The following is a 26,781-nucleotide window of genomic DNA, read 5'->3' on the forward strand; positions in this document are numbered from 1 at the left end:
ATCCGAATTGAAAAAAATGGGGATAAAACCGAAATTTTATCCCCATTTTTTTATTTCTGCGCTGCTACGTATCTATTTTCAGCTGCATTCCAATCGATTACATTCCAAAATGCATCCACGTAATCTGGGCGCTTATTTTGGAATTTCAAATAGTATGCATGCTCCCATACATCTAAACCAATTACAGGAAAGCCTTTAACTTCAGCTACATCCATTAATGGATTATCCTGATTTGGTGTTGAAGAAACAGCAACAGATCCATCTTTTTGAGCAACTAACCAAGCCCAACCTGAACCAAAACGTGTAAGACCTGCTTTTTTGAATTCTTCTTTGAAAGCATCGAAAGAACCAAATTTAGCCTCAATCGCTTTTGCCAAAGTACCTACTGGAGCACCTCCACCATTGGGTGATAAAATATTCCAGAACAAATCATGGTTATAATGTCCACCGCCATTGTTACGAATAGCTGGACTTAAGCTAGAAATTTGACTGAATAATTCTTCTAAAGATTTCCCTTCAGACGGGCTGCCTGCCAAGGCTGCATTCAAATTGGTCACATAAGCATTGTGGTGACGGTCATGGTGGATTTCCATGGTTAATGCATCAAAATGCGGTTCTAAAGCATTATTTGCATAAGGAAGGGGTGCTAGTTCAAAAGCCATAATATAGGTTTTATTAATATGTAAATGTTATCTAAAATTTAATCCTATTTGTAGGATGCATAGGTTTTAAACAAGTAAACCATCGTTTCGGTTCAACGGCGCATCGAAAAAAATTCTTTTAATAAGGATTCTGATTCCTCAGCTCTAACTCCTCCACGTATTTCGGTTTTGGGATGCAACACTGCCTGTCCCACGCGTTCAAATCCTCGTTTTTCTTCTTTTGCTCCATATACCAGCCTTCCTAGTTGCGACCAATACAGTGCACCCGCACACATCAAACAAGGCTCCAAAGTCACATACATGGTGCAATCTTTCAAATATTTAGCGCCAATCGTTTGTGCCGCTGAGGTTATCGCAATCATTTCTGCATGTGCCGTCACATCCGTTAACACTTCTGTTTGATTATATGCCTTGGCCACGATTCTACCTTGGCATACCACCACAGCACCTACAGGAATCTCTTCCTCTTCTAGGGCTTTTTGAGCCTGAATAAGCGCCAATCCCATATAATATTCATCTTCCTGAATCAACATTAGGAGGGCATTTGTATCACTCGATTCCTCAAATAAAAATCCAAAATAACAATGGCAGCCATGGCTTCCACGATAGGTACGGCTCTAGGTACTACACAAGGATCATGACGACCTTTACCTGAAACAGTAATCTTATCACCCTGCTCATTAATACTATCTTGATCTTGCATAATGGTGGCAACCGGCTTAAATCCCACTCGGAAATAAATAGGTTCTCCATTAGAAATCCCCCCTTGTATTCCTCCCGAATGATTGGTCAAAGTACGGACAGTACCATCCGCATCTTTCACGATGACATCATTATGCTCCGAGCCTTTCTTTTCTACGCCATCAAAACCACTACCATATTCAAAACCTTTGACAGCATTGATACTCAACATGGCCTTACCTAATTCTGCGTGTAATTTATCAAATACTGGTTCCCCCAAACCTACTGGAACACCCGTGATATAAGCAGAAACTACGCCACCAACCGAGTCTCCTTGTTTACGAATCTCATCAATATAATGAAACATTTGATCAGCCATCGCCGGGTCAGGGCAACGAACAGCATTGGTTTCCGTGAGATTCAAATCCAATTGTTCAACGGGAGTGCTGAGTTTTAAGGTTCCTACTTGTGACACATAAGCAGTAATTTGAACACCTATTTGTGACAAAACCATTTTAGCTAAGGCTCCTGCGGCCACACGGGCAACTGTTTCTCTAGCAGAGCTACGCCCGCCTCCACGATAATCTCTCAGGCCATATTTAGCAAAATAGGTATAGTCGGCATGGGAAGGTCTAAACTGATCTGAAATATGTGAATAATCTTTGGATCGCTGGTCGCCATTCCAAACTAGCATGGCGATGGGGGTACCTGTAGTTTTACCTTCAAATACACCAGAAAGCACTTCAATGCTATCCGCTTCTTTTCTTTGAGTTGTAATTCTGGATTGCCCAGGCTTTCTCCTATCCAGTTCAGACTGTATGAATGCTAAATCAAATGAGATTCCAGCAGGACAACCTTGAACCACGACACCTACTGCCGCACCATGTGATTCTCCAAAGGTACTAATCTGAAATAATTTTCCGTAAATACTCCCCATATCACTTTATTTTTTTGTTTTCCATACTATGAAAACCAAGACTACAAAAATTGAGAAAATGGTCAAATTGGCTAATTGTCGCCAGTTTACCCACCTATTCCACACCACGGTATCTGAATTCATGTTCTCAATACCTCGATATAAGCCATCCATTTCGCGGCTCGTATTCACGCGTGAATCCGAGGGTTGACCTTGAATTTCTACATCGATTTTTGATCGCAACGTATCAAACTTTTCCGTACGTGTGTTAAAATAAATCCAGTAAAAATACTGCTTTAATGCAAATTTACCCGGTTGTTTAGGAATAATCTGTATAATTTCTGTTTTATCTCCTACCATTTTATCCATGGATGGAAACACGGAACTTTGTGTAGAAAGGCGATTAAAATCAATGAAGTAATCCGATTCTAGCCCTTTGGAATCCCATAAAATACCATTCCCATCACCAATGATACTGGAGGTATATACTAATTGTTCTCCCGTTTTGGCCAGATTTTTAGAAATAGATTCTTTCAGTGTATAAATTCCAACAGGTACTTTAGATGCCAAAGGATGATTGGGCAAAGCCCGAGGTTGAATCAACAAAGCAGGGGACTTAAAAACGATAGGTATTGATTTCAACTCGCCAGCGACCTTTTCCTTCTTCAAAATCTGCAAACTGAGTGCGGGAATTTGAATGGGACGATGATTCAAAGCAAAATAGGTAGCTTGGAAAAAACGATATTCCGTGTATTTTTTTTGATTGATTTCTACTTTAGAAACTTTTTCAACTTGCAAACCAAAACTCTCTTCCCAGCAATTTCTGGGCCTCAATTGCTGAATAAGCTTGGGTATTTGAATATCATTTCGGTCAAACTCCAATTCCTGAGTATTATTTTCAGGGACAAAGAGGGAAAATTTTAAGGTAAATCCTTGTCCAACAAATGGCCGTACCTGATTACTTGCCACCAATAAAAATGGCTGGTTTGCTTTCGCCAAAACTTCATCGGCAAGGGATATTTCATCTGAATTATTTTCAATGCTCCCTCCATTCGTTGGATTCACAAAAACATAAAATGGCTCAAATTTTTGAGACTGTTGATTAACCATCACCTCCTCCGCAGGAATGTAAAACTGCCCCACTCCTACAGGTTGATAATGCTGTGAATAGATGATTCGTTGTTCTATTTGTCCATTCTGATAGTTAGAGGATTTCCCTCGACTAATCCCCAATTTTTGAAAATTAGCTAATTCAGGAAATTTATAGACAATGGACTCCGAGTTTGTGCCCATGGCTGGCACCGTGATGGAAATAACAAAAGTTTCATCCTGATTGATATTTTTAGAACCAATCTGAATGGTAAAATCCATTTTGTTCTGTGCAATCAAAGCATGGAATGCAACAAGAAAATAAAGAAATAAGCCCCAAAAGGCATTTCGTGAATTCATTACGGCAATTTAAGCAATTGTCCCAAGCTCTACAGACAAGTTCTTAAAAAAAAGGGAGCAAAAATGATTTACCTCCACTGAATCAGAGAATACTTTAAAACAAAAATGCTGTCTATGGCCCTATTTTGCTCGACCAATGGTAAAACCGAGTGCCCCATACAATTCTCCAAACCAAATAGTTTGAGAAGCATGATCAACTGACCGTCCTGTGGTACGCACTTCCCATAAATTGGTGTACCCGCCTTTGAACATGGCTTCAAAAAATAAAAGTTTGGTAAAATTCAAGCGAACACCAGATTTAGCTGATGCTCCTGCCCCTGACAAGTTCCAAAAATGATTGGCACCTACCGTAAATAAACGAACATCCGATCGAGGCACGACGACTCCCAAACCTAATCCATTGACCCAATCTAATTGGATATTTGATTTCTCTTTTCTCCAAATGGGATGATAATTTTCAATTTCCACAGCGGCATAATTGTAGCCGTCGGTATGTTCATATTGTAAAAAGTCCTTTGACTGAATCACAAAAGGGCTATTCGAATAAGTACCTACATAAGCAGGATTTACGGGAATTTGTGGGCTAGATACTTGGGCGTCAATATGGCCCGTAATATGGGACGCTTGATCTGGGTTCATCACATATTTCATGTGATCCCAACCTAGGCTAATTGACCAGCTATCATTGATAAAGTATCCTCCATGTAAATTGAACTGGGGTATGGAAAATAAGGAGGGGTTAAAATACGTTTGAAAACCATCGAAGGGAGTTGGCGCATCACTGGCTTTTACTGCATCCAAAGTAAAGTCATATCCAGGTCCCTGAAAACGAATATCGGAAGTGGGATAGGCAGAGCGATTATATCCCCAAAAAACATAAAAAGTGCCTTTGCGATGCAGGAAATCGGTTTGAGAAAAAGCAACAAATGGGATAAATAAAAGAAAGAATAGGATGTACTTGGGCATGAATAAATGTATAAATGAACAATGAAAAGTAAGACAAATTGCTCTGGCTTAAAAATTTTACAAAGCTGCTATTTTTTCAACAAAGTATGCTCAAAATATCATGATTTTCATCAGAAAATTAGGTTTTAATAATCAAATTTTAGTAACATTGACGTAACTTGCGAGTTCAAATTTACAATTAGAGTACCAATACTAAGCGAGAAACAAAACGCGCAAAATTGGCCATAGAATATGAAAAAATCATCACCAAAGTTTGAATACAAAACATTTACTTTAGGTAGTGAGATAACCCAGGAACAGAAAGACTACTTTACCAAATATGGAGTTATTCAGTTTAAGGGTTTCATTACCGATGAAACAGCCCAACTATTTATCCAGGAATTAGCTCAAATTGAGAAAAAATGGCTAGATGAGAAGGTGGAGAAAATTAATGGAATCCCATTGAAATTTGGTAAAGATCCTCAAGGTAATGACATGATCCAACGCATGTGTTTTACCAATAAATACAGCCCTCTTTTAGGTGAATTTTTAAAAGATCCTCGTTTTCAGCTATTAACTGAATTTTTAGCTCCCTACGATGGTCGTCTCAGTGAAGATGAAAAAGATGGCTTGGTGTTTAATCATTATGTGAATCAACCCAATTCTAAATTCACTCAAATGGGCTGGCACACGGATAGCCCTAGAGATTTATTTTTAGGTCAAAAGATTTTACCTATGTTAAACGTAGGTATACATTTAGATAATTGCCCTTCTGCTAATGGAGGTTTACGTGTGATTCCTGGAACACAAAACCAGAGTGTCCTAAAACTTTTGTTCGGTAAGAAACAATTCATTGATCACCGTCCAGATCCACGTGAAGTTGCATTTGAGATTGAGCGGGGCGACTTAACCATTCATGATGGCCGCTTATGGCACCGGGTAGAAGTTTCTCCAAATTTTGGAGAAAAATCGCGCAGACGTGTCATGTATGTTCCGATTATCACGGGTAAGTTTAAACCGAAATCAGAAAACAGTAAAACACCTTTCTACCATCGCTTTGCGAAAGTAGTTCAGAAATAAACAAAAAGCCCTCCAAATAAGAGGGCTTTTTTATGCTATTTTGATTCCATATAAGACTGCAATATAATCGTTGCAGACACTCGATCCACTGTCGCTTTCACCCTTCGATCTTTTTTGGACATCCCTCCCGCTATCATGGCCTTCATGGCCATTTGAGAAGTAAATCGTTCATCGTGCAATCGCAATGGGATAGCCGGAAATTTCTTTTGGATTTGCTTGACGATATTCCTAACCGCTTGAGTAGAATCCGTATCCGTATTATCCAAATTCTTGGGCATACCGATCACCATTTCATCCACAGGTTCCTTTGCCATATAATCTGACAGAAATTTCAACAACTGGTGAGAAGGAACAGTTTCTAAACCATTCGCAATAATTTGCAATGGATCTGTTACGGCAATTCCCGTACGCTTTAAGCCATAATCTATGGCCAGTATTCTTCCCATGTTGGATGATTCCTAAGAATCTTATGATAACAACAAACCTTTGTCGCGTAAAATCTTATCCAATAATTTACGATCGTTATCGCTCGTCAATACGTTGAATGGAAGATGGATGAATTGATATTTACCCATGGTAAACACATAAGCATCTTTATCTTTATATGCGCTAGTAATCATATCCCACTTGATCATTCCTCCTTCTTTGTCCGAGATTTTCATGAAAATCTGACGACTATCAATCTCATAACGATATTTATCAAACAATTGCTTGTACTGAGCTAATTGGGTAATTCCCGTAAATTGAATCAACCAAAACAAGACATAACCAATAACGCCTACCACAATGAAAATATAAATCCAGTAGTTTTTATATACAGCTGTTAAGTTTAATGCCACGTTAGCAACAATCAAGGCTAAAGGCAAAAAAGACCATTTCCACTGATTAGAGAAGAGTTGACGCATACACAAGCCGATGTATTTATTCTTTTCAAGAGAAAATTTCTTCGTCTTAATTGCTAAAGGGTTACTGGGTGCTTGCTGAACTCGCTGCTGAGCCCCATACATTTTGGCCATATATCTATTATTTTAATCGCTAAATAAGTCGCAAAGGTACAAAATTTGAATACTTTTTGGTAATTTCAGAGGCTATTTTGAATGAATCCCATTAGCATGAATTCCAAACAAATACTTGACGGCCCAGCTTTGCTTCAAAAAATTCGTCGGATTGCCTTCCAAATTTTTGAAAACAATTTTGAAGAAAAAGAAATCATCATCGCAGGGATAGTGGGTGAAGGCTTTTCTTTAGCCCAACTATTGTGTCAAAACATCCTAGAAATTTCTAGCATCAAAGCTCAAGCTGTGGCGATTCAACTGAATAAAGACGTTCCATATGATAGTCCTGTACAGTTTGATTGCGACAAAAGTATTTTTGAAAACAAAGTCATCATTGTGGTGGATGACGTATTAAATACAGGGAGGACTTTCTCTTATAGCCTGGCTCCTTTCCTTAGTATGCACGTGAAAAAGATACAAGTAGCAGTAGTGGTAGACCGTAATTACCGAAAATTCCCCATTTCAGCTGATTACATAGGCTACCAAATGTCGACCACCCTATCCGAGCATGTAGAGGTTGTTTTATCAGACAAATCTCGACTTGGCGTTTACCTCCGCTAAGCATTCCAGATTTCCCAAGCTTTATCAGCTTGTCCGTGAAGCATTTCTAGCCCTTCATAGATTCCTCCCACCCCTTGAGCAATCCCCTTCTCTAAAAAAGCGGTGCGTAAGGGATTGTAGACGATATCGTATAAATAATGTTGACAATTCAATAGACTATAATCAATCGGAGGAAATGTATCAATTTTAGGATACATACCAAGGGGCGTCGAATTAACGATCAATCCTACCTCATCCATGGATGCAGCTAAATCTTCATAAGAAATCTGTCCTTCTTCGGGAGTTCTTGACACCTTCCATACCGCCAAACCTAAGTCTTCTAAAGCCGCTATGATGGCCTTTGCCGCTCCACCTTGCCCTAGAACAACAGCCTTTTTCAAATTAAATTGAGGAAAAGCATCCCAAGATTCAATCGTTTGACGAAAACCCCAATAGTCGGTATTAAAGCCTTTAGTCTTACCATCGGGGTAAATTTTAATGGTATTAACAGCACCTATCTTAGCCGCGGCAGGATCTATTTCATCCAAGAGAGGGATGATTTGCTGTTTATACGGAATGGTCACATTCAAACCTTTCAATAAGGCTTTTTGCTCTGACTTTAAGGTTAAAAAATCTTCGATTTGAGGAATTTCAAATTGCTCATATTGATGCGAATCAGACAAACCCATGGTGTTAAACTTCTCAGAAAAATACTTTTTAGAGAAAGAATGGCCTAATGGATAACCTAACAAACCATATAAATGAGAGATGGCCATGTTATTTAGCGGTGAATTTTTGTTTGATAATTCCTATGATGATGGGCAAAACAGAAACACCAACAATCCCTAAAACAACTTTTTCAAAATTGGATTTCACCCATTCATTATCTCCTAGAAAGTAACCCGCCAACGTAATGCTGGTCACCCAAAGACAAGCTCCCAGAAAGCCAAACAATAAATACACCGAATAAGACATCCGCCCAGCACCAGCTACAAATGGGGCTACCGTACGTACAATAGGTACAAAACGTGCAATAATGACTGTTTTTACGCCATATTTCTCATAAAATTTCTCCGTTTCTTCAAAATGCGAACGTTTTAAAAACAGGATTTTATCCTTGGAACGTACATAAGCACTGAAATATTTACCCATAAAATAGTTCACTTGATCTCCACTTAAAGCTGCCAAAATCAACATAGGAATTACGATGGCAATAGACAATTGACCACTGGCAGCGGCTATTAAACCTACAGAAAATAAGAGGGAATCACCTGGTAACAAAGGTGTTACCACCAAGCCTGTTTCCATAAATACGATGGCAAATAATAAAGCATAAGTTAAAGAACCATGCGCTGCAATGAACTCCGTTAAAAAATGCAATGGATCTTTTAGCAGATCTAAGGCTTGTTGTATCATGTTTGCTTCCATTAGGTAACATAAAAAACCCCGAATATTCGGGGCTTAACTTATTTGGTTAAGAAATGATCAAAGGTGTCTCCTCGTAGGCCTAGTCGGATGGTTTCTAATGAAATCACTTCATTCGGTGCAATATTTCCTACGTTGACATTGGCTCCTACCAATTTCACAAACCATACTTGTTGTGATTTTTGAGGTGCTTCCCAAATAATACTTTCTTCAGGAATTTCGGTTAATATTTCTTCCACTAATCCTTGACGAACTTCTCCTGATGAACGGAAAAGACCCACATTACCACCCTCTCTAGCTTCTCCAATCACTTTCCATGCACCGGCTTCTAACTCCATGCGCATTAATTTAATCCACTTATAGGGAGGAATAATTTTTGCTTCATCTTTAGAACCTACTTCAGAAAGTACGGTTACTTGCTGAGATAGTTGACGGATATATTCACATTTTACATCGGAATTCATCTCGACAGAGCCATCTGAAATCTCGGCATATTCCATGCCATATTGATCCAATACACGACGGTACTCATCTACCTCACCACGGATATAAAAAGCTTCAAATAATGTTCCTCCGAAATAAACAGGAATACCCGCTGACTTATATATAGCTAGTTTTTCCTTTAAATTATTGGTAACATAGGAAGTCGCCCATCCTAATTTCACTAAATCCGTATAACTTCCTGCTACCTCTATAAAATCTTCAACTTGACGTAGGCTAAGTCCTTTGTCCATGACCATGGTCAAGCCTTTTTGACGTGGCTTTTCAAATCTTTCTGGTATTTGGGATAAATTATAGTTCATATAGAAACAAGCAGTAGGTTATTTGTTGATTGTTTTTTACTGCTATCCTACAAAAATAAGCATAACATCTGATTGAGCCAAACCTCCTATAATCCAATTCTAAGGAAAGCGTAAAAGAAAATATCCTTTTGTATATTTGCAAAAAAAATCAGTCATGAAAAACTCATTTTTACTTATCCTGTTCAGTTGCCTGTCAATTTCCATGAGTATGGCAGAGCCCCCAAGCGATGTTATTTTAGGAGATTGGATATCCCAACAAAAAGATGGGAAAATCACGGTTTACAAACAAGGGGATAAATATTATGGGAAAATTTCTTGGAGTAAAACCCCGGGCAAAAAAGATCTAAAAAATCCGAATGAAGCCCTGAGAAATCGAGATTTACTTGGTTCTGTTATTTTGAAAGATTTCACTTTTACAGGTTCAGCTTGGGAAAAAGGAACCATCTATGACCCGCATTCAGGCAAGACCTATGACTGTATCTTAAAAGTAAAAGATAATTATAAAACACTCGATATTAGGGGATTTGTGGGAGTTGCTATGTTCGGAAGAACCAGCACTTGGACACGTCCACAGTAATATTGAACCACCGCCTACACACACATCAACATGAAAGCAAACGATAAAGCCATCGCATTTTTGTCTCAATACATTGGCAAGAGAATGGCCCACGAAAATCCCAATCCGATTACTCGTTATTTGGATGGTATTTTAAAATCAGTCTCTGCCGGTTCCATGACAGCCGAATTTGAAGTGAGAGAAGATCAATGCAATCATGCGGGAGTATTGCACGGAGGAGTGATATCCATGCTGTTAGATGAAATGATGGGAACTACGCTCATCACTTGTGATATCGAGCACTTATATGTCACCATCAACTTAAGTATCGATTTTCTTTACGGTGCCAAAGCTGGTGAAAAAATCACCGTTGTTTCTGAAGTTTTCCGCGTTGGGAAAAAAGTGGCCAATGTAGAAGCTAAAATGTACAATGCGGAGGGCAAATTACTTGCCAAAGGCTCAAGTAACCTGGCCGCTACATCCATTCCATTTAAAATGTAATTAAGACAAAATTTGGTAGACCAAAAACGCAGCCAAATAGGCTAAAGTGGTCATGTATCCAAATTGAATCAAAGGATATTTCCAAGATTTAGTCTCGCGATAGGTTGTCGCTAAGGTACTCATGCATTGCATAGCAAAGGCATAAAATATCAATAGAGAGAATCCTAAAGCTGCGTCGTACATGGGTTTGCCCGTGTCTGGGTTAATTTCTGCCCGCATCCGATTTTTGATGGTGGCGTTTTCATTGTCCACCTCGCCTCCTAGGCTATAAATAGTCGACATCGTCCCCACGAAAACCTCACGAGCAGCAAAAGAGGTGATTAAGGCAATACCGATTTTCCAATCATATCCCAAAGGCTTGATAGCGGGTTCGATTAACTTACCAAAATGGCCAGCATAAGAATTTTCTAATTTTTCAGAAGCAATCTTATTACTTAAATCTACACCCGTTAAACTCGGGTTTTTCAAGCGAACTTGCTCCTCGATCTTAGCCATACTATCTCCCGGCCCATAGCTAGCAAAGACCCATAAAACGATGGAAATAGCCACAATAATTTTACCCGCTTCAAAAATAAAGGCCCGAACAGAATTGTAAATGGAGATAGCCACGTGTTTGAAACGAGGACCTTTGTAGGTTGGCAATTCCATGATGAAATAGCTTCTTTCTTTAGCTCGTAATATTTTTTTCAATACCCAAGCTGACAACAAAGCCATGAAAAAGCCTAAGAGGTACAATCCAAAAAGAGCTACCCCTTGCAAGTTAAATACTCCAAAAAGTGTATTTTTTTCAGGAACGACTAAGGCTATTAAAACCGTATAAATAGGTAAACGTGCGGAGCAGGACATTAAAGGTGTCACCAAAATTGTAATCAAGCGATCTTTCCAAGAACCAATGGACCGCGTACTCATGATGGCTGGTACCGCACAAGCGATTCCCGAAATTAAAGGCACCACGGATTTTCCATTTAATCCAAATCGACGCATCATTTTATCCATGATGAACATCACCCGTGACATATACCCCGTTTCTTCCAACATGGAAATAAAAAAGAACAAAAAGGCGATTTGAGGCACAAATATCAATACCCCTCCGACACCAGCTATGAGTCCATCGGTCAACATCCCTGTCAATGGAGAGTCAGGTAAAATACCTTTTAACCAATCATTTAACTGAGCTACTCCACCATCAATCAAATCCATGGGATAGGTTGCCCAAGTAAATACAGCTTGGAACATGATGAATAAAATGGCTAAGAAAATCACATAGCCCCAAAAGGAGTGAATAAAAACTTTATCGAGACGATCCGTCCAAGTTTTAACAGGCTCAGCATCCCACTGGCGATTCAAATTAATTACACAACGTTCTACTACTTCTGAAATCTGCTCGTACCGCTTGACCGTTTCTGCCGATTTGTATTTCTTCGGTTCAAACTGATGTTTTTCCAACAAGTGATCGAAAGATTCACGCTGCTCTTGATTAAACATTTTCATACGATCATGTTCCATCAACCACAATAATGAACGATAAGGGTCTGCTTCGCCAAATTGCTTTTGGACATCTTCGATCAATTCATCGGCGACCGACAAAGGTAAGGCGTCATTGGAAGCATAGCGATGCTTTAAGGTCTTAATCACCGCCAATTTCAAACCTCCTACCCCAATTCCCTTTTTGGCGTTGATTTCAGCTACTTCTACATTAAGCTCACGCGCCAACTTCAAGGAATTAATCACATAGCCTTGATTTTCAGCCACATCAATCATATTCAAGGCCAAAACCGTAGGAATACCTAAGTCTCGAACTTGAGAAAACAACAATAAATTACGCTTTAAATTGGAGGCATCCGCCACCACAATCGCCATATCGGGATAATCGGGATGTTGAGGATTACCCAAAATATTAATGACTAACTCTTCATCAATGGATTTAGGGTATATACTATAGATACCCGGTAAATCAAGAATTTCAATATTTCTACCCGGTTCTAATTCCCAAATACCGGTCAACTTATCCATGGTTACCCCTGGGAAGTTTCCTGTTTTTTGGTTTAATCCTGTCAATGTATTGAACAAGGAGGATTTCCCAGCATTTGGATTACCAATAAGCGCTATTCTGGTTACGTTAGCCAATGTATAATTTATTTTCGTTTGATTTGAATGGTAGCCGCTTCTTCTCTTCGCATGGTTAAGGTATAACCAGAAACTTTTAAAGCGATGGGGTCTCCAAAAGGAGCATGATGTGTTAATATCACTTCGGTACCGGGCAAACAGCCCATTTCTAAAAGCTTCAATGAGAGTAATTCATCCGTAAACCCTGTTATTTCACCATGTTCTCCTATCCGTAAATCCGCCAGTGTTAGCATATTCAATCCTCCATTCTTATTTAGAATAATTCAAAATTAGGAACAAATGTACTAAGTATTTCCGAGCTAAAAAATGATAATTCTTAGTTTTGAATAATTTGATTTTAATTCCCCAAAATACTCGTAGGAATATTCATCAAAGCCAACTTTCTGTCGTAAATTGCAGGTCCTTTACTAATTTGACAGTGATAATGCTTCAGGAAATCAAGGTATTGTTTCAAAAAGAGCTACAGCTAGAATGGCGTCAAAAATATGCCATTCATGGTTTGATGCTTTACCTGGCTTCGACCATTTTTGTCTGTTATTTATCTTTCAAAGCCAAGCAAGAGTCCATCAACCCAATTACTTGGAATGCGCTTTTCTGGATTATTTTGCTCTTTATAGCGATCAATGCCATCAGTAAAAGCTTCACGCAAGAATCATCTCAGCGGGGTATATTCTATTATACTTTAGTAAAACCAGAGTCGGTCATTTATTCCAAAATTCTGTATAACTCAGTCCTCATGATCGGTATTTCCTTAGTCGGAATTATCATGTATTCTTGGGTGATGGGAAACCCAGTTGGCAACATGTCGCTTTATGTCATTGCCCTAATTTTAGGATCCATTGGCTTTGCTTCGACTTTATCTTTAGTCGGTGGTATCGCAGCACAGGCAGAAAATACTTCCACCTTGATGGCTGTTTTAAGTTTCCCTATTATCATTCCTTTATTACTATTCTTATTAAAACTTTCAAAAAGTGCTTTAGATGGTATATCCATTTCCGAAAACTGGGATGAAATCGCTGTACTAGCTTCACTTGACGTTATTGTGATTGTTTTATCTGGAATACTTTTCCCTTATATATGGAGACATTAAAAAAATATTATTGGAAATGGGCTGGTATGCTTTTGCTAGTATACACTATGTACATGGGATTTGCAGGACAGGTCCCGCGTCAAGCCATTTTGAATGAAACGGTACGCAACTTATATTTCCACGTGACCATGTGGTTCAGTATGATTGCCCTATTAGGCGTTTCAGTTTATCATTCCATTCAATACTTGCGTAAGTCTGATCCCATGGATGATTTAAAGTCCAATGCCTATGTCGTTACAGGTCTGGTATTTGCGACTTTAGGCTTATTAACGGGGAGTATTTGGGCAAAATTTACCTGGGGCGATTGGTGGACAAACGACCCAAAATTAAATTCGGTAGCCATCGGCATGCTGATTTATTTGGCTTATGGTTTGGTCCGTTCTTCCTTGCCTGATGAACAACAAAAAGCCAGAATATCATCTGTTTATAATATTTTTGCGTTCATCATTTTCATGGTGCTAATCTGGATTTTACCTCGAATGACGGATTCATTGCATCCCGGTAATGGTGGAAATCCAGGTTTCAATTCCATGGATTTGGATAACCGTATGCGCATGGTATTTTATCCTGCCATTTTAGGTTGGATGGCCTTAGGTTTTTGGTATGCCCAATTACGCATTCGGATTAGAAAAATTGAAGTTTTATTAGAAGAAAAAGAACAAGTATGAAAACATATATCTTAACCTTATTGTTCAGTTTAACCAGCTTTTTAGGTTTAGCTCAAAGTGAAATCGAAATGGCGGATAAATTCCGTGCTGATGGAAAAATCTATGTGGTGATAGCCGTGGTACTCGTTATTTTAATCGGACTATTCATTTATCTGATGAGTCTCGACAAAAAAGTTAGTGCCCTAGAAAAAGACATAAAAAATAAGTAGCATGAAAAAGACACATATCATTGGTCTGATTCTAATCGCTGTTGCCATTGGAATTATTTTAATCACGACAGGAGATGCCAGCACCTACGTAGGCTTTGATGAAGCAGAACGGATTGCTCAAAATAATCCAAATCAAAAAGTCCATGTGGTGGGGGTATTGAAAAAAGATGCACAAGGTAAAATTGTAGGTATGCACTTTGATCCTGCTGTAGATGCCAATCGCTTAGAATTCATTGTTCAGGATAGTTTAGGACGGGAAAACCAAGTGATTTATCCAGCCCCTAAGCCCCAGGATTTTGAACGTTCCGAGAAAATCGTTTTGGTGGGAAGTATGCAGTCCAACAAGGTTTTCTATTGCGATAAAATTTTATTGAAATGTCCTTCCAAATATCAGGAAGGAAAAATTTCGGCTGACTCAACAGCCACTTATGAAGCAAAAAAACAATTATGATACACGAGACAATCGGATCAGTTGGTCACCTATTAGTCATCATATCCTTTGTAACTGCCCTATTGGCAACTTTTTCCTATTTCAAGGCCACTCAAGCGGCAGATGATGTAGCTGCCAAAGATTGGGTGAAATTAGCCAGAGCTATTTTCATCATTCACTTGATTGCGGTGATTGGTGTGGCATCTAGCTTATTTGTCATTATTTACAACCACTATTTCGAATACCACTACGCCTTCTCCCATTCGTCCAAAGCCTTACCGATGGCTTTCATGATTTCATGCTATTGGGAAGGACAGGAAGGTAGTTTCCTTTTGTGGATATTCTGGCAAGCCATTTTAGGTGTCATTCTGATGGTTAAAAACCCGAAATGGGAAGCTCCCGTTATGACCGTTTTTGCCTTGGTTCAAACCTTTTTAACCTCCATGATTTTGGGAGTAATCCTTCCTTACATCGATCTAAAAATCGGCTCCTCTCCTTTCCTATTATTACGAGAAGCCCAGCCAGATCTACCTGTATGGAGTCTGCAACCTAATTTCATTCCTAAAGACGGTCGTGGCTTAAACCCGTTATTGCAGAATTATTGGATGGTCATTCACCCTCCTACCTTATTCTTGGGATTTGCCTTAACCTTAGTGCCTTTTGCTTATTTAATTGCGGGTCTATGGAAAAATAAATTAACCGAATGGATCAAGCCCGCTTTGCCTTGGGCTCTTTTTGGTGCTGGAATTTTAGGTATCGGTATCATGATGGGTGCCTATTGGGCATATGAAACATTGAACTTTGGTGGCTATTGGAACTGGGATCCAGTAGAAAATGCATCCTTCGTTCCATGGTTAGTGCTCATCGGCGCTATCCATACCATGATTGCCTACAAACATTCAAGTGCCGCTTTAAAAACCTCCATCATCTTGGTGATATCCACCTTTATTTTGGTCTTGTATTCTACTTTCTTAAACCGCTCGGGTATCTTAGGAAATGCTTCTGTTCACTCTTTTACCGATTTAGGTTTATCAGGACAGTTGCTCATCTACATGTTGACTTTCTTATTTGTGGCTATCTTTTTTGCCGTAAAAAGATGGAAACAATTACCCGTGGATGAAAAAGAATTAGGCATTTACTCCCGTGAATTTTGGATCTTTATTGGGGCTTCCATTTTGGGATTATCAGCCTTCCAATTGATTTTCACCACGTCCATCCCCGTCTATAATAAAATAGCGGAGGCTTTCGGTATTGTATCCAATATTGCCTTACCTGCCGATCAAGTAGAACACTACAGTAAAATTCAAATTTGGATCTTCCTAGCCATAGCAGCATTAAGCGCCGTTGGACAATATATTTGGTGGGGAAAATTAAAAGAATCTACTTCCTTTAAGCCCCTGACCAACTCAGCTTTGGTGGCAACATTATTGACAGTCCTGTTTGTCAATTTGGGTAAAGTCTATACCGTTTCTTACATCTTACTACTATGGACCAGTTTATTCTCCGTCATTGCTAATTCCAATATCCTGATATTCTTAATTCGTCAGCGATTTAATTTAGTTGGAGGAGCCATGGCACACGTCGGTCTAGCGGTCATGCTCATAGGTATCTTGTTTTCTTCAGGGTATTCCAAAGTCGTTTCATTAAACCGCTCTGGTTTTGCCATTTCCAATAAAGTGGAGCAGTTTACCAAAGATGACAACAAAGAGAACAAAGAGAATCTTCCACTTTGGTTGGGCCAAGGGGCTCAAATGCAAGATTATTTGGTGACATACAAAGGCCGTATGATTGAGCTAAGAGGAAAACCAGGTTATTATCCAAGAAAAGACTTTGAAGTTATTGAGGGCGATTTCCATGCGGTTGCATTACGCAACGTGGAAAAAGACGGTCAAATGGTTGCTAAAAAAGGAGATACCTTAACCGTAGAACCTGAGAATACTTACTATGAATTAGAATTTAAAAATGCGGAAGGGAAATCCGTTTCTTTATATCCTCGCTGGCAGGTAAACCCGAAAATGGGGACGGCCATTTCGCCCGACGTGAAACATGCTTGGGGTCACGACATTTATACTTATGTTTCACTAGACCCACGTTTGGCAGCAGAAGCGGGAGAAGAAAAACAATGGAGTCAAACAGTCAATTCGACGGTGAGTATTGGTGATACTTTATTCCTGAATGATTTTGTGGCTGTTTTACAAGATGTATCTCGAGTGAATTCCGTAGAAGATATGACTTTAGGACCAAACGATGCCGCGGTAAAAGCGCAATTCCAGGTTCTAGGTAAAAACTTCCAACAATTTTCGCTAGCCCCTCTTTTCATCATCAAAGGTGGCATGGTCGCTATGCCAGCATTTGAAAGTGAGGAAACAGGTATCAAAATTAAATTCACGGCGATTAACCCAAAAACCCAACAGTTTAGTTTTGCGGTTAATACAACCCAACAAGATTTGATTATTATCAAAGCATTAGAAAAACCCTACATTAACTTGGTTTGGGTAGGTTCCATTTTGATATTTATGGGATTATTTGTGGCCATGTACCGTAGAATGCAACAACCCAAAGCTGCTTAATCACATGACAAGGAAAGAAATCATCATATTATCTGCTGGAATTGGATTTTTCATCATTTGGATTATTGATTTAAATGCCCCAACTCCTGTTGAAATCCAAGGAAATTTTTGGTTAGAGATTTACTTTCATTATGTTTGGCTTATGTTTGGTCTAGGTTCACTCCTATACTTTCAATATTCCAAGAACTTGCGCATCAAGGAAGAAGAAAAAAAAGCTGGAGAGCCCAAACAAGATATCCGTAGCCGAGCTATGAAAAGTAACAAGCGCAAAAACTAAGTTAAATGGACCCAGATCCCGGAATATATACCACTCAAGTAGCAGGAATCATCATTTCCATGATATTCTCCGCCTTCTTTTCTGGGGTAGAAATGGCCTTCGTTTCCTGCAATAAATTGTATTTTGAGCTCAAAGCAAAACAAAATATCCTGGGTGCCAAAATCATTTCCAACTTTAACCAATCTCCTTCCCGATTCATAGGAACCATGTTGATTGGTAATACCCTATCCTTAGTGGCCTACGGTATTTTCATGGAAGAATTTTTGCACCATCAAATTCTAACGTACATCCCCTTTCTTCACAATGAAATTCTGGCACGTTTATTAGCCTCCATTATTGCCACTATTTTGATATTAATTACCTCTGAATTTACGCCCAAAAGTATTTTCTTAATCAACCCGGATGTCATTTTAGAGTTCTTGGCCATCCTCATTTGGATTGTCTATGCGCTGATGTTTCCTCTGGTTTGGGTGACAGTAGGTTTGTCTAAATGGTTCATTACCAAAGTACTCCGACTCAACTATTCAGAAGAAAAACCGGCTTTTGGTTTAACAGACCTCAATAATTATTTGCAAAATTTGAATCGGAAAGTATCCACTGAAGAAGAAACTGAAGTAGATACCAAAATCTTTCATAATGCCTTAGAATTCAAGCAAGTGAAAGTACGTGACTGCATGATTCCTCGTACTGAAATCACCGCCATCGATTTGGAAGAAGGTATTGAAGGATTAAAAGAAGTATTTATAGAATCAGGGCATTCTAAAGTATTGGTCTATAAAGAAAGCTTAGAGGATGTTTTGGGTTATTGCCATTCATTAGCCCTATTCAAAAAACCCAAGGATATTCAATCTATCTTAACCAGCATTTTAATTGTTCCAGAAGCTATGCCAGCGAACGACTTGATGCTTAAATTTTCCAAAGACAGAAAATCCTTGGCTTTGGTGGTAGATGAATTTGGAAGTACTTCTGGCCTAGTTAGCATGGAAGATGTTATGGAAAAGATTTTTGGTGAAATCCAAGATGAATACGATGATTCCGAAGATTGGGTAGAAAAGAAATTGGATGAGAATTCTTATTTATTATCGGGGCGACATGAGATTGATTACCTGAATGAAAAATACGATTGGAATTTCCCTGATGGAGACTATGAAACACTCGGTGGTATGCTGATTAGCTTATATGAGGATATTCCTAAAGCCAATGAAATTATTACCTTAGCCCCTTTTCAATTTCAGATTTTGACGTCTACCGATGCGAGAATTGATACCGTCAAAATGACGATTGTTGGCAAAATTTCTCCCAAGGAAGAATCAAAAACCAAACACTAGTTTTCCAGAACCCGTTGAAGGGTTTGGCATTTCATAACCGTTTCTTGCCATTCTTTTTCTGGATCAGAGTCCTCCGTGATACCACATCCTGCAAAATAGGTTGCCCGACATTTTCCTTCGCTTTGGTCTACTTTTACGGTTCGTAAGTTGACAAATAAATGAATCTCCTCCCCCAAATTGACAGGTCCTAAATAACCTGAATACAATTCGCGCGCATGTTTTTCTGCTTTGGCAATCCAGGCTATAGCCTCCTCCTTAGGTGTTCCACAGACTGCCGAGGTAGGATGCAAAAGGGATAACAAAATTCCCGGCAATTGAGAGAAATTCAAAGCCTTAGTATCCACGGTAAATTCAGTTTTTAAATGCAGCAGGTTACCTGCCAAAATCGTTTTGGGGCCAATCTCTTGGTATTCCCTTAATCGAATTTTCTTAAAGCATTCGATGATATATCGACAAACGTAGGCTTGTTCTTCAATTTCTTTTTGAGACCAGCGTGCATTTTGTGGAGAGATGATTTCTCCCTGCGGGTCTATAGCTGATTGCGTTCCAGCCAAAGCTATGGTACGAAAAATCCCCTGAGCATTTTGCTCCACCAAAGTTTCTGGTGTAGCGCATAACCAAGTACTTCCTAATTCCGGTATATACAAAGCGCAAACAAAGGCATTGGGATAGGCTTGGCATAATTGACCAAAAGCCTTTAGCGTAGAAAAATCTCCTGGAAATTCGACTTCATCGGTTCTAGAAAGTACTACTTTTTGAAAATGTCCCGTCTGAATTTCTTTGATTGATTCACTTACCCAATGGGTGAAATGCTGATGTTTCTGTTCATTTTCCTCGGCATTATGTTTGGGTGTTAACATGGATTCACCTACCACTTCTTCTTGAATTATAGACTCTTCCAATAATGTTTCAGCCTTTAAAAAATAAGGTAAACCCATGAAAGGAGCTACTAAAAATCCGGCTGGGAAAGTTTCTAAATCCAAAGAGCCTAGCTTCTCTCCACCACTAGAGTCAACCAAAAAATAGCGCTTATCGCTTTTGGGCAATCTCCACACGGCCATACCTCCACGCTTTTGCAACGTGTTTTGCCACAATTGTTCCCAATCGAGCAAGGAAGTCGTAGTTGATGAAAGCGTAGTGGGCATATTTGAAAATTGGAATATTAAAGTTAAAAAATTAAGATTAGTGTAAGCTGTTCTTCATTAAGATTTTTAATCATTGTTGATCTAAGGTCCCCCTAAAATTTCCATTCCATCTTTCTTTTACCTGTGATTCAAATGCAACAACTACCTGCTTCAGTTTTACCTTCAAATCGGAGTCCAATGGATTTCCTTCCCCATCCAACTTCCCGCGAATTCCTGAAATCAGAAGACTTGTTTCCTCCGTAAAATTGGCATTGAGCGTTTTCATGATTAACCTTAACTCTTCATTTCCCATCTTTCCATCAGCAGAAGCAGTAATTAGGCAAGTCGGTTTTTCTGAAAAAACAGTGGTGGCGACACACCATTCTAATGCATTTTTCAACACACTGGGAATACTAAAAATATATTCGGGACTGCAAATCATAATTCCGTCGGCCATCAAAATCCGATTTCGAATTTCTATCACTGAAATGGGTGGATCCACTTGTGATTGCTCGGGATTAAAATGCGGTATCTGTGCTAAATGATCAAAGATTTCTACCTCAAAATCACTAGAAAACTGAGTCTTCAAATAGTGTAGCAATTTCAAATTGGAGGACTTGGAACTAGCACTCCCCACTATGGCAAAAATCTTTTTTTTCATATACCATTACGAATTAGGCTACCTGTAACATTGGAAGGAATGAGAAAAAAATAATTCTTGGTCTTCATTAGGCCAAGGCTTCATGCAATATAGAATATGACCTCTTCTTTTTTTCTCCATCGAAAATATAGGTCGCCACCATTAATTCATCAATCCCCGTTTCTTCGATAAAATTTCCCAATTGCGTACGCAAGGTTTCAGGACTACCATAAAAACTACAAGCCAGCATCTTATCTGCCATAGCTCTAATTTCAGGAATCTGGTAGGCTTCTGGCAATGGCCCTGGAGGCGCTAAAGGTACACGGCGGTTAGTTATGATACCCACAAACATACGGATTAAACTACTGCGAAGAAAAGCAGCCTCCTCATCCGTGTCTGCTCCCACTACATTCACACAGGCCATCACATAGGGTTTATCTAATTGGGAAGATGGGATAAAATTCTTCCGATAAATATCAATGGCTGACCGAAATTGAGCGGGAGCAAAATGGGCGGCAAAAGCATAAGGCAAGCCCATTTTAGCAGCCAAATAAGCGGAATCGGTACTAGATCCTAAAATCCAGATGGGCACATCGATACCTTCGGCTGGAAAGGCTCGTACTTGAGCCAAGCTATTTTCATCACTAAAATATAATTGCAATTGCTCCACATCCTTAGGGAAATGGTATGCTGTATCCATATTATCCCTTCTCAACACACGAGCGGTTTGTTGGTCCGTACCCGGAGCACGACCGAGTCCCAAATCTATCCGATTGGGGTACATGGATGCTAAGGTTCCAAACTGTTCGGCAATCACTAATGGGCTATGATTCGGTAACATGATTCCACCAGAACCTACACGGATCTGGGATGTTTTTCCTGCGACATGACCTATCAAAACGGAGGTAGCTGAACTAGCGATAAACTCCATGTTATGGTGTTCTGCCAACCAAATCCGTTGAAAACCCAAAGCCTCCGCATGCTGCGCTATTTCCACCGTTCTTTCTATGGCCGTAGCGGCTGTTCCTCCTTGTGGAATGGGGGCAAGTTCTAATACAGAAATGGGGATTTTAGGCATGTCTATTGGAGAGGGATTAAGAAATAAAACTTCATTTCTTATCAATATGTTCCCTCATCTTACTTATAATTTCACTTGCTTACTATAATACTGATCATCTACTTTTCCATCAAGGTCAAAATCCTCCACTCCCCAATACTCGATTTGATTTTTCTTAATTTTGAATTTAAACTTATAGGTGATCCGCTTGGGAATGGTATCTTGGATGATTAAGGTATCTTGAACAATTCTCCAGGTTCCAGCAGGGTCATAGGTCGCCTTTCCTTGAAGATTTCGATGCAATGAATGGTATCGCCCATCCGCCGAATAGGTGGTTTGAATATTTTTAGCTTTCATTTTTGCCTCCCAATCCTTTCCATAGACCTCGATCTTTTGCGTACTATCTGAATTCTTAAAGCTAGGCATGGTGATTCTCAAATGCGCTATTTCCCAAGTACCGATCATGGCTTTTGAAGTAGCTTGGCGGCAAGAAAACAACACTAAACTAGAAAGTGTTAGTATTCCTAAAGCTAAGATCCTTGGAGTTTTCATGGTGAATTGGTTTAATCAAATTCGAGAAAACTATGCCGACAAAATCGCCACCGTCAATCGACTCACGCATACTAAGTCGCCCTGCTCATTGTGAATCTTGATATCATACACATGCATGGTCCGACCAATCCGAATAGGCGAACAAGTTCCGATCACCCAACCATCTCGCACGGCTTTCAAGTGATTGGCATTAATTTCTACACCCACGGCTTTCATCGTAGCAGGATCTTTGGCCACTAACATGGTCGCGATACTTCCCATGGTCTCGGCTAAAACCACAGATGCACCGCCGTGCAATAGCCCAAAGGGTTGTTTGGTGCGATGATCTACTGGCATACGTGCTGTGAAATACTCTGGATGAATCTCTAAAAATTCGATTCCCAGATGCTCGATCATATTGCCTGTACTAAAGCTGTTTAGTTGTTCTATGGTGATGGATGTATTAAACATATATTTCGTATTTTTGTGCCTAAAATTCGTAATAATTTACTAATTCCAACCTCAATTCGCCTTTTTTATGCACCCTATCAAAGACATTTACCTGATTCGCCACGGAGAAACTGATTATAACAGAATGGGGGTGGTGCAAGGAAGCGGCATAGATGCCCATTTGAATGAGTTGGGACGTCAACAGGCTCAGGCGTTTTTTGATCATTATGAAGATTTGTACCTTGATAAAATATATACTTCGGCGTTAATCCGTACTCACCAGTCGGTAGATGGATTTATTAAAAAGGGAATTGCTTGGGAACAGCACCCGGGATTGAACGAAATCTCCTGGGGAAATAAGGAAGGGAAGTCGCCCAACACGGATGACGACCTTTACTATAAAAATTTAACCAGAACTTGGCGAGAAGGGAACATTGATGTACCTTCGGAAGAGGGTGAGAGCCCTGTACAGGTTTTGGAAAGACAAAAACCAGTGGTTGATTTAATCCTTTCACGTCCCCAAGAGCAGGCTATTTTGATTGCGATGCACGGTCGTGCTATGCGGGTTTTATTAACACATTTGTTTGAACAACCTCTACACAAAATGGATGATTTTGCCCACAGCAATCTCTGTTTATACCATTTACAATACTCTTACCCTGACCGTGTATTTAAACTGGTGAAAGGACCCTTGACCGAACACCTGAAGCACTTACCTGATTCCATGTAATTATGAAGAGACGGAAGCTTTATTGGGTTTTACAATTTTCAGGCTGGTTTGCCTGGACGCTCAATGAGGCTTTATTGTACACCATGCAATATGGTTGGAGGTGGGCATGGCTCTATGCATTTGTGGGAAATATTTCCTTGGCCGTTTTATTGACACACCAGTACAAACAAATTACTCAAAAATACCAATGGCAAAATTATCCTCTTTTTAAATTATTGAGGATAAATCTTCAAGCCCTCTTGGTCATGGCTTCCATTTTGTTGGCCTTTAATTTACCCTTGGACTTCGCCTTACTGCAAGAAAACTATGAAGTAAAATTAAACACCTTCATCATCTTGCAATACCTGTTCAATTTCATGAAACCCTTGGCTATTTGGCAGTTGATTTTTTTCTTCTTTCAATACTCTCAGAGGAAATTGGAAATAGAAAGGCAAAACGATCAATTGGAGCGAACCATTCAGGAGACGGAAGGAAAGATTTTACGTGCTCAAATGAACCCCCACTTTGTGTTCAATGCCTTGAATAGTATTCGGGCATTAATTACCGAAGATCCGAGTAAAGCGAAAAAAGGGATTAACCAATTATCGAAATTACTTCGGAGTTCTTTACTGACCGAAAGAAAAAAAACGATTCCTCTGTCTGAGGAAATAGAAACCATACTTGATTACTTATCCTTGGAAAAAATCCGTTATGAAGATCGTTTATACTGGGAGGTTCAAATCCCCAAAGAACATCTAAAAGCAGAAGTACCTCCCATGATTTTGCAGACCTTGGTAGAAAATGCCATCAAACATGGAATCTCACATTCGGTCAAAGGGGGCACCATTCAAATTCAGGCACATAAAGTAGGGAATTTGTTGCATGCCTATGTCATTAACCCAGGTACCATTAAAACCAAAGAAAGTGAAACGGGAGTGGGGATGAAAAACTCCATAGCACGTTTGAAGATATTGTTTGGAGAGACCGCTCAACTAAGGCTTAAACCTTTCGACAAAAATCAAGTGATTGCCGAATTAATAATCCCTTATCTTGTGCCTTAATTCCTGTGTTTTTACAAAATAAACCCTACTATGAACGCTATTATTATCGACGATGAACGTTTAGCTAGAAACGAACTAAAACGATTATTAGAAAATTTCCCACATATCCAGGTCATTGGAGAAGCGGCAAATACCGATGAGGCTGGGGCCTTAATTGAAGAATTACACCCTGACGTCGTTTTCTTGGATATCCAAATGCCCGGCAAAACAGGTTTTGAGTGGCTAGAAGAATGGGATGGATATTTACCTGAAGTGATTTTCACCACGGCATTTGATGAATATGCCTTAAAGGCTTTTGAAGTCAATGCACTTGATTACGTATTAAAACCCATTGAACTTTCGCGCTTAAGTGAAAGTATTCAGAAATTAGAAAAACAATTAGCCAATAAAACCAAATCTCATCCTGAACAGGTTTCTATTTCTCCCCAACATTATTTGAGTGCACAGGATCAAATATTTGTAAAAGATGGAGAAAAGTGCTGGTTTGTTCGCTTGGATAAAGTTCGTTTATGCGAATCCATGGGCAATTATGTGCGCTTATTCTTTGATGATCAAAAACCATTGGTATTGAAGTCCTTAAATGCTTTGGAAGACCGTTTAGATCCTAAGGTTTTTTTCCGAGCAAACAGAAAACACATCATCAATCTCAATTTTATTGAAAAAATTGAGCCGTGGTTTTCTGGAGGTTTGCAAGTAACATTGCAAGGAAAAGGAGAGAAAATCGAGATTTCGAGAAGGCAATCCATTCGTTTCAAGGAATTACTCTCCCTCTAGTTTCTCTTCTTTTACTTTTTCTTCTTTCTTTTTGCGAGAAGGAACTTCTCCCAACACATAACCATAAGCCTGTAAGGATGGCACATAGTCAAAGATTACTTTGACTATGGCTGTCAACGGCAAAGCCAAAATCAACCCTGGAATTCCCCAGAGCATTTCCCCCAACAATAAGGCTAGCATAGCTACCATTGGATTAACACTGACTTTGGACCCGATCACTAATGGGGTTATAAAGTTTGCTTCAATAAACTGTACCGCCGCAACCCAAGCAATCACGGCAAACGCGTGCGATGGGCTCAATACAATCAAACTCAAAACGATGGGACCACTAGCCCCCATCCAAATTCCGATGTAAGGAATCAGCAATAATAAACCAGTGAGTATACCAAAAAAGTAAGGATAGTCTACCCCAATCCACCAGAAACCTATGGTGTTCAAAATGGAAACAATGAGCATCACCACCATTAAACCGACCAAATACCCTTGTACTACTTGACCTGTTTTACTCATGATCCCCTTCAAAACATGAGTTTCTGTTTTTGGGAAAACCTTTTCTAAAAATTGAGCAAAAAAGGTACGGTAATACAGGAAAAAGAAAACAAATATGGGAATCAGAATGATGGTGGTAATGGAATGTATAATGGTACCAAAGGTGGTCGTCAAAATAGCCCCAGAATTCTTCAAGAGGTTAATGGTTTGGTTACTGATTTCCACCATTTGTTTTTTCCTAGAAATATTCAGATTTCTGGATAAGAAGCTCTGTAAACTAGAGATATACGATTCTGCTTTTTTGATAAAAATAGGCCAATCTGAAGCAAATTCAACCATTTGAACTGTCAAAATAGCCAATATTCCTGCTAACGCCGCCACAGTAATGATGAGGCAAATAGCAATGGAAATGGAACGAGGAAGACCCTTGCGTTCTAACCAAGAAGCCAAAGGCAACAAAAGCATCGCTAAGATTAAAGCCGCAGCTAAGAGGATCAATAAATCCTGCAAAAGGTATAATCCCAAAACCAATAAGGAAATGGAAATTAAAACAGAGGCTAAACGGACTATATAGGAAGATTCTTTCGCCATAAACCAAAGCTAATGATTAAATTTAGTCGAAAAAAATTAATAA

General features: G+C 39.3%; 32 protein-coding genes. 14 read left to right on the plus strand and 18 right to left on the minus strand.

Features of this window, described 5'->3' with window-relative positions; translation table 11 throughout:
• Positions 1 to 50: 50 nt before the first annotated feature.
• The 5 genes from G9H65_RS08605 to G9H65_RS08625 all read right to left on the minus strand — a co-directional run bounded on the left by G9H65_RS08605 (position 51) and on the right by G9H65_RS08625 (position 4,674).
• Complete coding sequence (locus G9H65_RS08605; protein ID WP_166374937.1) at positions 51 to 662, minus strand: superoxide dismutase; 612 nt, start codon at positions 660 to 662, stop codon at positions 51 to 53.
• Between the two features lie 92 nt (positions 663 to 754).
• Complete coding sequence (locus G9H65_RS08610; protein ID WP_166374938.1) at positions 755 to 1,195, minus strand: nucleoside deaminase; 441 nt, start codon at positions 1,193 to 1,195, stop codon at positions 755 to 757.
• Positions 1,195 to 2,280: a chorismate synthase gene (gene aroC / locus G9H65_RS08615; RefSeq protein WP_166374939.1), complete on the minus strand. Its 1,086-nt coding sequence runs from the start codon at positions 2,278 to 2,280 to the stop codon at positions 1,195 to 1,197. The genes G9H65_RS08610 and aroC overlap by 1 nt, the downstream gene beginning before the upstream one ends.
• Before the next feature lie 6 nt (positions 2,281 to 2,286).
• Complete coding sequence (locus G9H65_RS08620; RefSeq protein WP_166374940.1) at positions 2,287 to 3,708, minus strand: BatD family protein; 1,422 nt, start codon at positions 3,706 to 3,708, stop codon at positions 2,287 to 2,289.
• A gap of 120 nt (positions 3,709 to 3,828) precedes the next feature.
• A complete protein-coding gene (locus G9H65_RS08625; protein WP_166374941.1) occupies positions 3,829 to 4,674 on the minus strand; it encodes a hypothetical protein in 846 nt (281 codons plus the stop codon).
• Between the two features lie 231 nt (positions 4,675 to 4,905).
• Here G9H65_RS08625 and G9H65_RS08630 point away from each other — a divergent pair, with 231 nt between their 5' ends.
• Positions 4,906 to 5,733 (plus strand): phytanoyl-CoA dioxygenase family protein, encoded by an 828-nt coding sequence (locus tag G9H65_RS08630; RefSeq protein ID WP_166374942.1) that lies wholly within the window; start codon positions 4,906 to 4,908, stop codon positions 5,731 to 5,733.
• A 35-nt stretch (positions 5,734 to 5,768) separates the two neighbouring features.
• Here G9H65_RS08630 and ruvX read toward each other — a convergent pair whose 3' ends face one another.
• Positions 5,769 to 6,179, minus strand: a complete 411-nt coding sequence (gene ruvX / locus G9H65_RS08635; protein ID WP_166374943.1) for a Holliday junction resolvase RuvX — start codon at positions 6,177 to 6,179, stop codon at positions 5,769 to 5,771.
• A 21-nt stretch (positions 6,180 to 6,200) separates the two neighbouring features.
• Positions 6,201 to 6,749, minus strand: a complete 549-nt coding sequence (locus G9H65_RS08640; protein ID WP_166374944.1) for a YcxB family protein — start codon at positions 6,747 to 6,749, stop codon at positions 6,201 to 6,203.
• Between the two features lie 96 nt (positions 6,750 to 6,845).
• Between G9H65_RS08640 and G9H65_RS08645 the strand changes: the two genes are divergently transcribed.
• Positions 6,846 to 7,349 (plus strand): phosphoribosyltransferase family protein, encoded by a 504-nt coding sequence (locus G9H65_RS08645; protein ID WP_166374945.1) that lies wholly within the window; start codon positions 6,846 to 6,848, stop codon positions 7,347 to 7,349.
• Here G9H65_RS08645 and G9H65_RS08650 read toward each other — a convergent pair.
• The 3 genes from G9H65_RS08650 to G9H65_RS08660 are packed head-to-tail and all read right to left on the minus strand — an operon-like array spanning position 7,346 to position 9,556.
• Complete coding sequence (locus tag G9H65_RS08650; RefSeq protein WP_166374946.1) at positions 7,346 to 8,104, minus strand: shikimate dehydrogenase family protein; 759 nt, start codon at positions 8,102 to 8,104, stop codon at positions 7,346 to 7,348. The two genes, G9H65_RS08645 and G9H65_RS08650, sit on opposite strands and share 4 nt — an antisense overlap.
• A gap of 1 nt (position 8,105) precedes the next feature.
• The gene (locus tag G9H65_RS08655; RefSeq protein ID WP_166374947.1) at positions 8,106 to 8,744 is read right to left on the minus strand and encodes a VTT domain-containing protein; all 639 of its coding nucleotides are present in this window, start codon (positions 8,742 to 8,744) and stop codon (positions 8,106 to 8,108) included.
• Between the two features lie 50 nt (positions 8,745 to 8,794).
• Positions 8,795 to 9,556, minus strand: a complete 762-nt coding sequence (locus G9H65_RS08660) for a phosphosulfolactate synthase (protein ID WP_166374948.1) — start codon at positions 9,554 to 9,556, stop codon at positions 8,795 to 8,797.
• Positions 9,557 to 9,710: 154 nt separating this feature from the next.
• On the opposite strand from G9H65_RS08660, the gene G9H65_RS08665 reads away from it, so the two are divergent.
• Together G9H65_RS08665 and G9H65_RS08670 are read left to right on the plus strand one after the other, a co-directional pair.
• Positions 9,711 to 10,133 (plus strand): DUF2147 domain-containing protein, encoded by a 423-nt coding sequence (locus G9H65_RS08665; protein ID WP_166374949.1) that lies wholly within the window; start codon positions 9,711 to 9,713, stop codon positions 10,131 to 10,133.
• Between the two features lie 30 nt (positions 10,134 to 10,163).
• The gene (locus G9H65_RS08670) at positions 10,164 to 10,613 is read left to right on the plus strand and encodes a PaaI family thioesterase (protein WP_166374950.1); all 450 of its coding nucleotides are present in this window, start codon (positions 10,164 to 10,166) and stop codon (positions 10,611 to 10,613) included.
• Here the strand turns inward: G9H65_RS08670 and feoB are convergent, their stop codons facing one another.
• On the minus strand, positions 10,614 to 12,740 hold the full coding sequence (gene feoB / locus G9H65_RS08675; protein ID WP_205753285.1) for a ferrous iron transport protein B: 2,127 nt from the start codon (positions 12,738 to 12,740) through the stop codon (positions 10,614 to 10,616).
• A gap of 8 nt (positions 12,741 to 12,748) precedes the next feature.
• Positions 12,749 to 12,973 (minus strand): FeoA family protein, encoded by a 225-nt coding sequence (locus G9H65_RS08680; protein ID WP_394367196.1) that lies wholly within the window; start codon positions 12,971 to 12,973, stop codon positions 12,749 to 12,751.
• Positions 12,974 to 13,164: 191 nt separating this feature from the next.
• On the opposite strand from G9H65_RS08680, the gene G9H65_RS08685 reads away from it, so the two are divergent.
• From G9H65_RS08685 to G9H65_RS08715, 7 genes are read left to right on the plus strand one after another with little or no spacing between them, the layout of a single operon-like run.
• Positions 13,165 to 13,830 (plus strand): heme exporter protein CcmB, encoded by a 666-nt coding sequence (locus tag G9H65_RS08685; RefSeq protein WP_166374952.1) that lies wholly within the window; start codon positions 13,165 to 13,167, stop codon positions 13,828 to 13,830.
• Positions 13,818 to 14,498, plus strand: coding sequence for a cytochrome c biogenesis protein CcsA (gene ccsA, locus G9H65_RS08690; protein ID WP_166374953.1), 681 nt, complete (start codon positions 13,818 to 13,820; stop codon positions 14,496 to 14,498). Before G9H65_RS08685 ends, ccsA (G9H65_RS08690) begins: the two co-directional genes overlap by 13 nt.
• Positions 14,495 to 14,707, plus strand: a complete 213-nt coding sequence (locus G9H65_RS08695) for a CcmD family protein (RefSeq protein ID WP_166374954.1) — start codon at positions 14,495 to 14,497, stop codon at positions 14,705 to 14,707. The genes ccsA (G9H65_RS08690) and G9H65_RS08695 overlap by 4 nt, the downstream gene beginning before the upstream one ends.
• Before the next feature lies 1 nt (position 14,708).
• Positions 14,709 to 15,158 (plus strand): cytochrome c maturation protein CcmE domain-containing protein, encoded by a 450-nt coding sequence (locus G9H65_RS08700; protein ID WP_166374955.1) that lies wholly within the window; start codon positions 14,709 to 14,711, stop codon positions 15,156 to 15,158.
• Complete coding sequence (ccsA, locus tag G9H65_RS08705; RefSeq protein WP_166374956.1) at positions 15,155 to 17,707, plus strand: cytochrome c biogenesis protein CcsA; 2,553 nt, start codon at positions 15,155 to 15,157, stop codon at positions 17,705 to 17,707. Before G9H65_RS08700 ends, ccsA (G9H65_RS08705) begins: the two co-directional genes overlap by 4 nt.
• Positions 17,708 to 17,711: 4 nt before the next feature.
• Complete coding sequence (locus G9H65_RS08710; RefSeq protein ID WP_166374957.1) at positions 17,712 to 17,984, plus strand: hypothetical protein; 273 nt, start codon at positions 17,712 to 17,714, stop codon at positions 17,982 to 17,984.
• Between the two features lie 5 nt (positions 17,985 to 17,989).
• Positions 17,990 to 19,312, plus strand: a complete 1,323-nt coding sequence (locus G9H65_RS08715) for a hemolysin family protein (protein WP_166374958.1) — start codon at positions 17,990 to 17,992, stop codon at positions 19,310 to 19,312.
• Here G9H65_RS08715 and G9H65_RS08720 read toward each other — a convergent pair.
• From G9H65_RS08720 to G9H65_RS08740, 5 genes are all read right to left on the minus strand, one after another.
• Entirely contained in the window at positions 19,309 to 20,457 is a 1,149-nt protein-coding gene (locus tag G9H65_RS08720) for a chorismate-binding protein (RefSeq protein ID WP_166374959.1), read from the minus strand. The two genes, G9H65_RS08715 and G9H65_RS08720, sit on opposite strands and share 4 nt — an antisense overlap.
• A 70-nt stretch (positions 20,458 to 20,527) precedes the next feature.
• Positions 20,528 to 21,097, minus strand: coding sequence for an NADPH-dependent FMN reductase (locus G9H65_RS08725; protein WP_166374960.1), 570 nt, complete (start codon positions 21,095 to 21,097; stop codon positions 20,528 to 20,530).
• A gap of 67 nt (positions 21,098 to 21,164) precedes the next feature.
• Positions 21,165 to 22,154: an LLM class flavin-dependent oxidoreductase gene (locus tag G9H65_RS08730; RefSeq protein WP_166374961.1), complete on the minus strand. Its 990-nt coding sequence runs from the start codon at positions 22,152 to 22,154 to the stop codon at positions 21,165 to 21,167.
• A gap of 63 nt (positions 22,155 to 22,217) precedes the next feature.
• On the minus strand, positions 22,218 to 22,685 hold the full coding sequence (locus G9H65_RS08735; RefSeq protein ID WP_166374962.1) for a hypothetical protein: 468 nt from the start codon (positions 22,683 to 22,685) through the stop codon (positions 22,218 to 22,220).
• Between the two features lie 30 nt (positions 22,686 to 22,715).
• Entirely contained in the window at positions 22,716 to 23,135 is a 420-nt protein-coding gene (locus tag G9H65_RS08740; protein WP_166374963.1) for a hotdog fold thioesterase, read from the minus strand.
• A 67-nt stretch (positions 23,136 to 23,202) separates the two neighbouring features.
• On the opposite strand from G9H65_RS08740, the gene G9H65_RS08745 reads away from it, so the two are divergent.
• The 3 genes from G9H65_RS08745 to G9H65_RS08755 are packed head-to-tail and all read left to right on the plus strand — an operon-like array spanning position 23,203 to position 25,658.
• On the plus strand, positions 23,203 to 23,844 hold the full coding sequence (locus tag G9H65_RS08745) for a histidine phosphatase family protein (RefSeq protein WP_166374964.1): 642 nt from the start codon (positions 23,203 to 23,205) through the stop codon (positions 23,842 to 23,844).
• 2 nt (positions 23,845 to 23,846) lie between these two features.
• Positions 23,847 to 24,884, plus strand: a complete 1,038-nt coding sequence (locus G9H65_RS08750; RefSeq protein WP_166374965.1) for a sensor histidine kinase — start codon at positions 23,847 to 23,849, stop codon at positions 24,882 to 24,884.
• Between the two features lie 30 nt (positions 24,885 to 24,914).
• A complete protein-coding gene (locus tag G9H65_RS08755) occupies positions 24,915 to 25,658 on the plus strand; it encodes a LytR/AlgR family response regulator transcription factor (protein ID WP_166374966.1) in 744 nt (247 codons plus the stop codon).
• Here the strand turns inward: G9H65_RS08755 and G9H65_RS08760 are convergent.
• Positions 25,644 to 26,738, minus strand: coding sequence for an AI-2E family transporter (locus G9H65_RS08760; protein ID WP_166374967.1), 1,095 nt, complete (start codon positions 26,736 to 26,738; stop codon positions 25,644 to 25,646). The genes G9H65_RS08755 and G9H65_RS08760 overlap by 15 nt on opposite strands.
• Positions 26,739 to 26,781 lie beyond the last annotated feature (43 nt).

The organism is Aquirufa ecclesiirivi (assembly GCF_011250515.1).
In the GTDB taxonomy this organism is placed as follows: domain Bacteria; phylum Bacteroidota; class Bacteroidia; order Cytophagales; family Spirosomataceae; genus Aquirufa; species Aquirufa ecclesiirivi.

Coding starts and splice junctions, on each gene's coding strand:
- G9H65_RS08665 (WP_166374949.1), top strand. CDS start 9,711: ATGAAAAACTCATTTTTACTTATCCTGTTCAGTTGCCTGTCAATTTCC.
- G9H65_RS08740 (WP_166374963.1), bottom strand. CDS start 23,135: ATGTTTAATACATCCATCACCATAGAACAACTAAACAGCTTTAGTACA.
- aroC (WP_166374939.1), bottom strand. CDS start 2,280: ATGGGGAGTATTTACGGAAAATTATTTCAGATTAGTACCTTTGGAGAA.
- G9H65_RS08750 (WP_166374965.1), top strand. CDS start 23,847: ATGAAGAGACGGAAGCTTTATTGGGTTTTACAATTTTCAGGCTGGTTT.
- G9H65_RS08700 (WP_166374955.1), top strand. CDS start 14,709: ATGAAAAAGACACATATCATTGGTCTGATTCTAATCGCTGTTGCCATT.
- G9H65_RS08735 (WP_166374962.1), bottom strand. CDS start 22,685: ATGAAAACTCCAAGGATCTTAGCTTTAGGAATACTAACACTTTCTAGT.
- ccsA (WP_166374953.1), top strand. CDS start 13,818: ATGGAGACATTAAAAAAATATTATTGGAAATGGGCTGGTATGCTTTTG.
- G9H65_RS08715 (WP_166374958.1), top strand. CDS start 17,990: ATGGACCCAGATCCCGGAATATATACCACTCAAGTAGCAGGAATCATC.
- G9H65_RS08710 (WP_166374957.1), top strand. CDS start 17,712: ATGACAAGGAAAGAAATCATCATATTATCTGCTGGAATTGGATTTTTC.
- G9H65_RS08670 (WP_166374950.1), top strand. CDS start 10,164: ATGAAAGCAAACGATAAAGCCATCGCATTTTTGTCTCAATACATTGGC.
- G9H65_RS08610 (WP_166374938.1), bottom strand. CDS start 1,195: ATGTTGATTCAGGAAGATGAATATTATATGGGATTGGCGCTTATTCAG.
- G9H65_RS08640 (WP_166374944.1), bottom strand. CDS start 6,749: ATGGCCAAAATGTATGGGGCTCAGCAGCGAGTTCAGCAAGCACCCAGT.
- G9H65_RS08685 (WP_166374952.1), top strand. CDS start 13,165: ATGCTTCAGGAAATCAAGGTATTGTTTCAAAAAGAGCTACAGCTAGAA.
- ccsA (WP_166374956.1), top strand. CDS start 15,155: ATGATACACGAGACAATCGGATCAGTTGGTCACCTATTAGTCATCATA.
- G9H65_RS08725 (WP_166374960.1), bottom strand. CDS start 21,097: ATGAAAAAAAAGATTTTTGCCATAGTGGGGAGTGCTAGTTCCAAGTCC.
- G9H65_RS08630 (WP_166374942.1), top strand. CDS start 4,906: ATGAAAAAATCATCACCAAAGTTTGAATACAAAACATTTACTTTAGGT.
- G9H65_RS08730 (WP_166374961.1), bottom strand. CDS start 22,154: ATGCCTAAAATCCCCATTTCTGTATTAGAACTTGCCCCCATTCCACAA.
- G9H65_RS08660 (WP_166374948.1), bottom strand. CDS start 9,556: ATGAACTATAATTTATCCCAAATACCAGAAAGATTTGAAAAGCCACGT.
- G9H65_RS08650 (WP_166374946.1), bottom strand. CDS start 8,104: ATGGCCATCTCTCATTTATATGGTTTGTTAGGTTATCCATTAGGCCAT.
- G9H65_RS08745 (WP_166374964.1), top strand. CDS start 23,203: ATGCACCCTATCAAAGACATTTACCTGATTCGCCACGGAGAAACTGAT.
- G9H65_RS08645 (WP_166374945.1), top strand. CDS start 6,846: ATGAATTCCAAACAAATACTTGACGGCCCAGCTTTGCTTCAAAAAATT.
- G9H65_RS08755 (WP_166374966.1), top strand. CDS start 24,915: ATGAACGCTATTATTATCGACGATGAACGTTTAGCTAGAAACGAACTA.
- G9H65_RS08680 (WP_394367196.1), bottom strand. CDS start 12,973: ATGCTAACACTGGCGGATTTACGGATAGGAGAACATGGTGAAATAACA.
- G9H65_RS08620 (WP_166374940.1), bottom strand. CDS start 3,708: ATGAATTCACGAAATGCCTTTTGGGGCTTATTTCTTTATTTTCTTGTT.
- G9H65_RS08760 (WP_166374967.1), bottom strand. CDS start 26,738: ATGGCGAAAGAATCTTCCTATATAGTCCGTTTAGCCTCTGTTTTAATT.
- G9H65_RS08655 (WP_166374947.1), bottom strand. CDS start 8,744: ATGATACAACAAGCCTTAGATCTGCTAAAAGATCCATTGCATTTTTTA.
- G9H65_RS08695 (WP_166374954.1), top strand. CDS start 14,495: ATGAAAACATATATCTTAACCTTATTGTTCAGTTTAACCAGCTTTTTA.
- G9H65_RS08720 (WP_166374959.1), bottom strand. CDS start 20,457: ATGCCCACTACGCTTTCATCAACTACGACTTCCTTGCTCGATTGGGAA.
- G9H65_RS08625 (WP_166374941.1), bottom strand. CDS start 4,674: ATGCCCAAGTACATCCTATTCTTTCTTTTATTTATCCCATTTGTTGCT.
- ruvX (WP_166374943.1), bottom strand. CDS start 6,179: ATGGGAAGAATACTGGCCATAGATTATGGCTTAAAGCGTACGGGAATT.
- G9H65_RS08605 (WP_166374937.1), bottom strand. CDS start 662: ATGGCTTTTGAACTAGCACCCCTTCCTTATGCAAATAATGCTTTAGAA.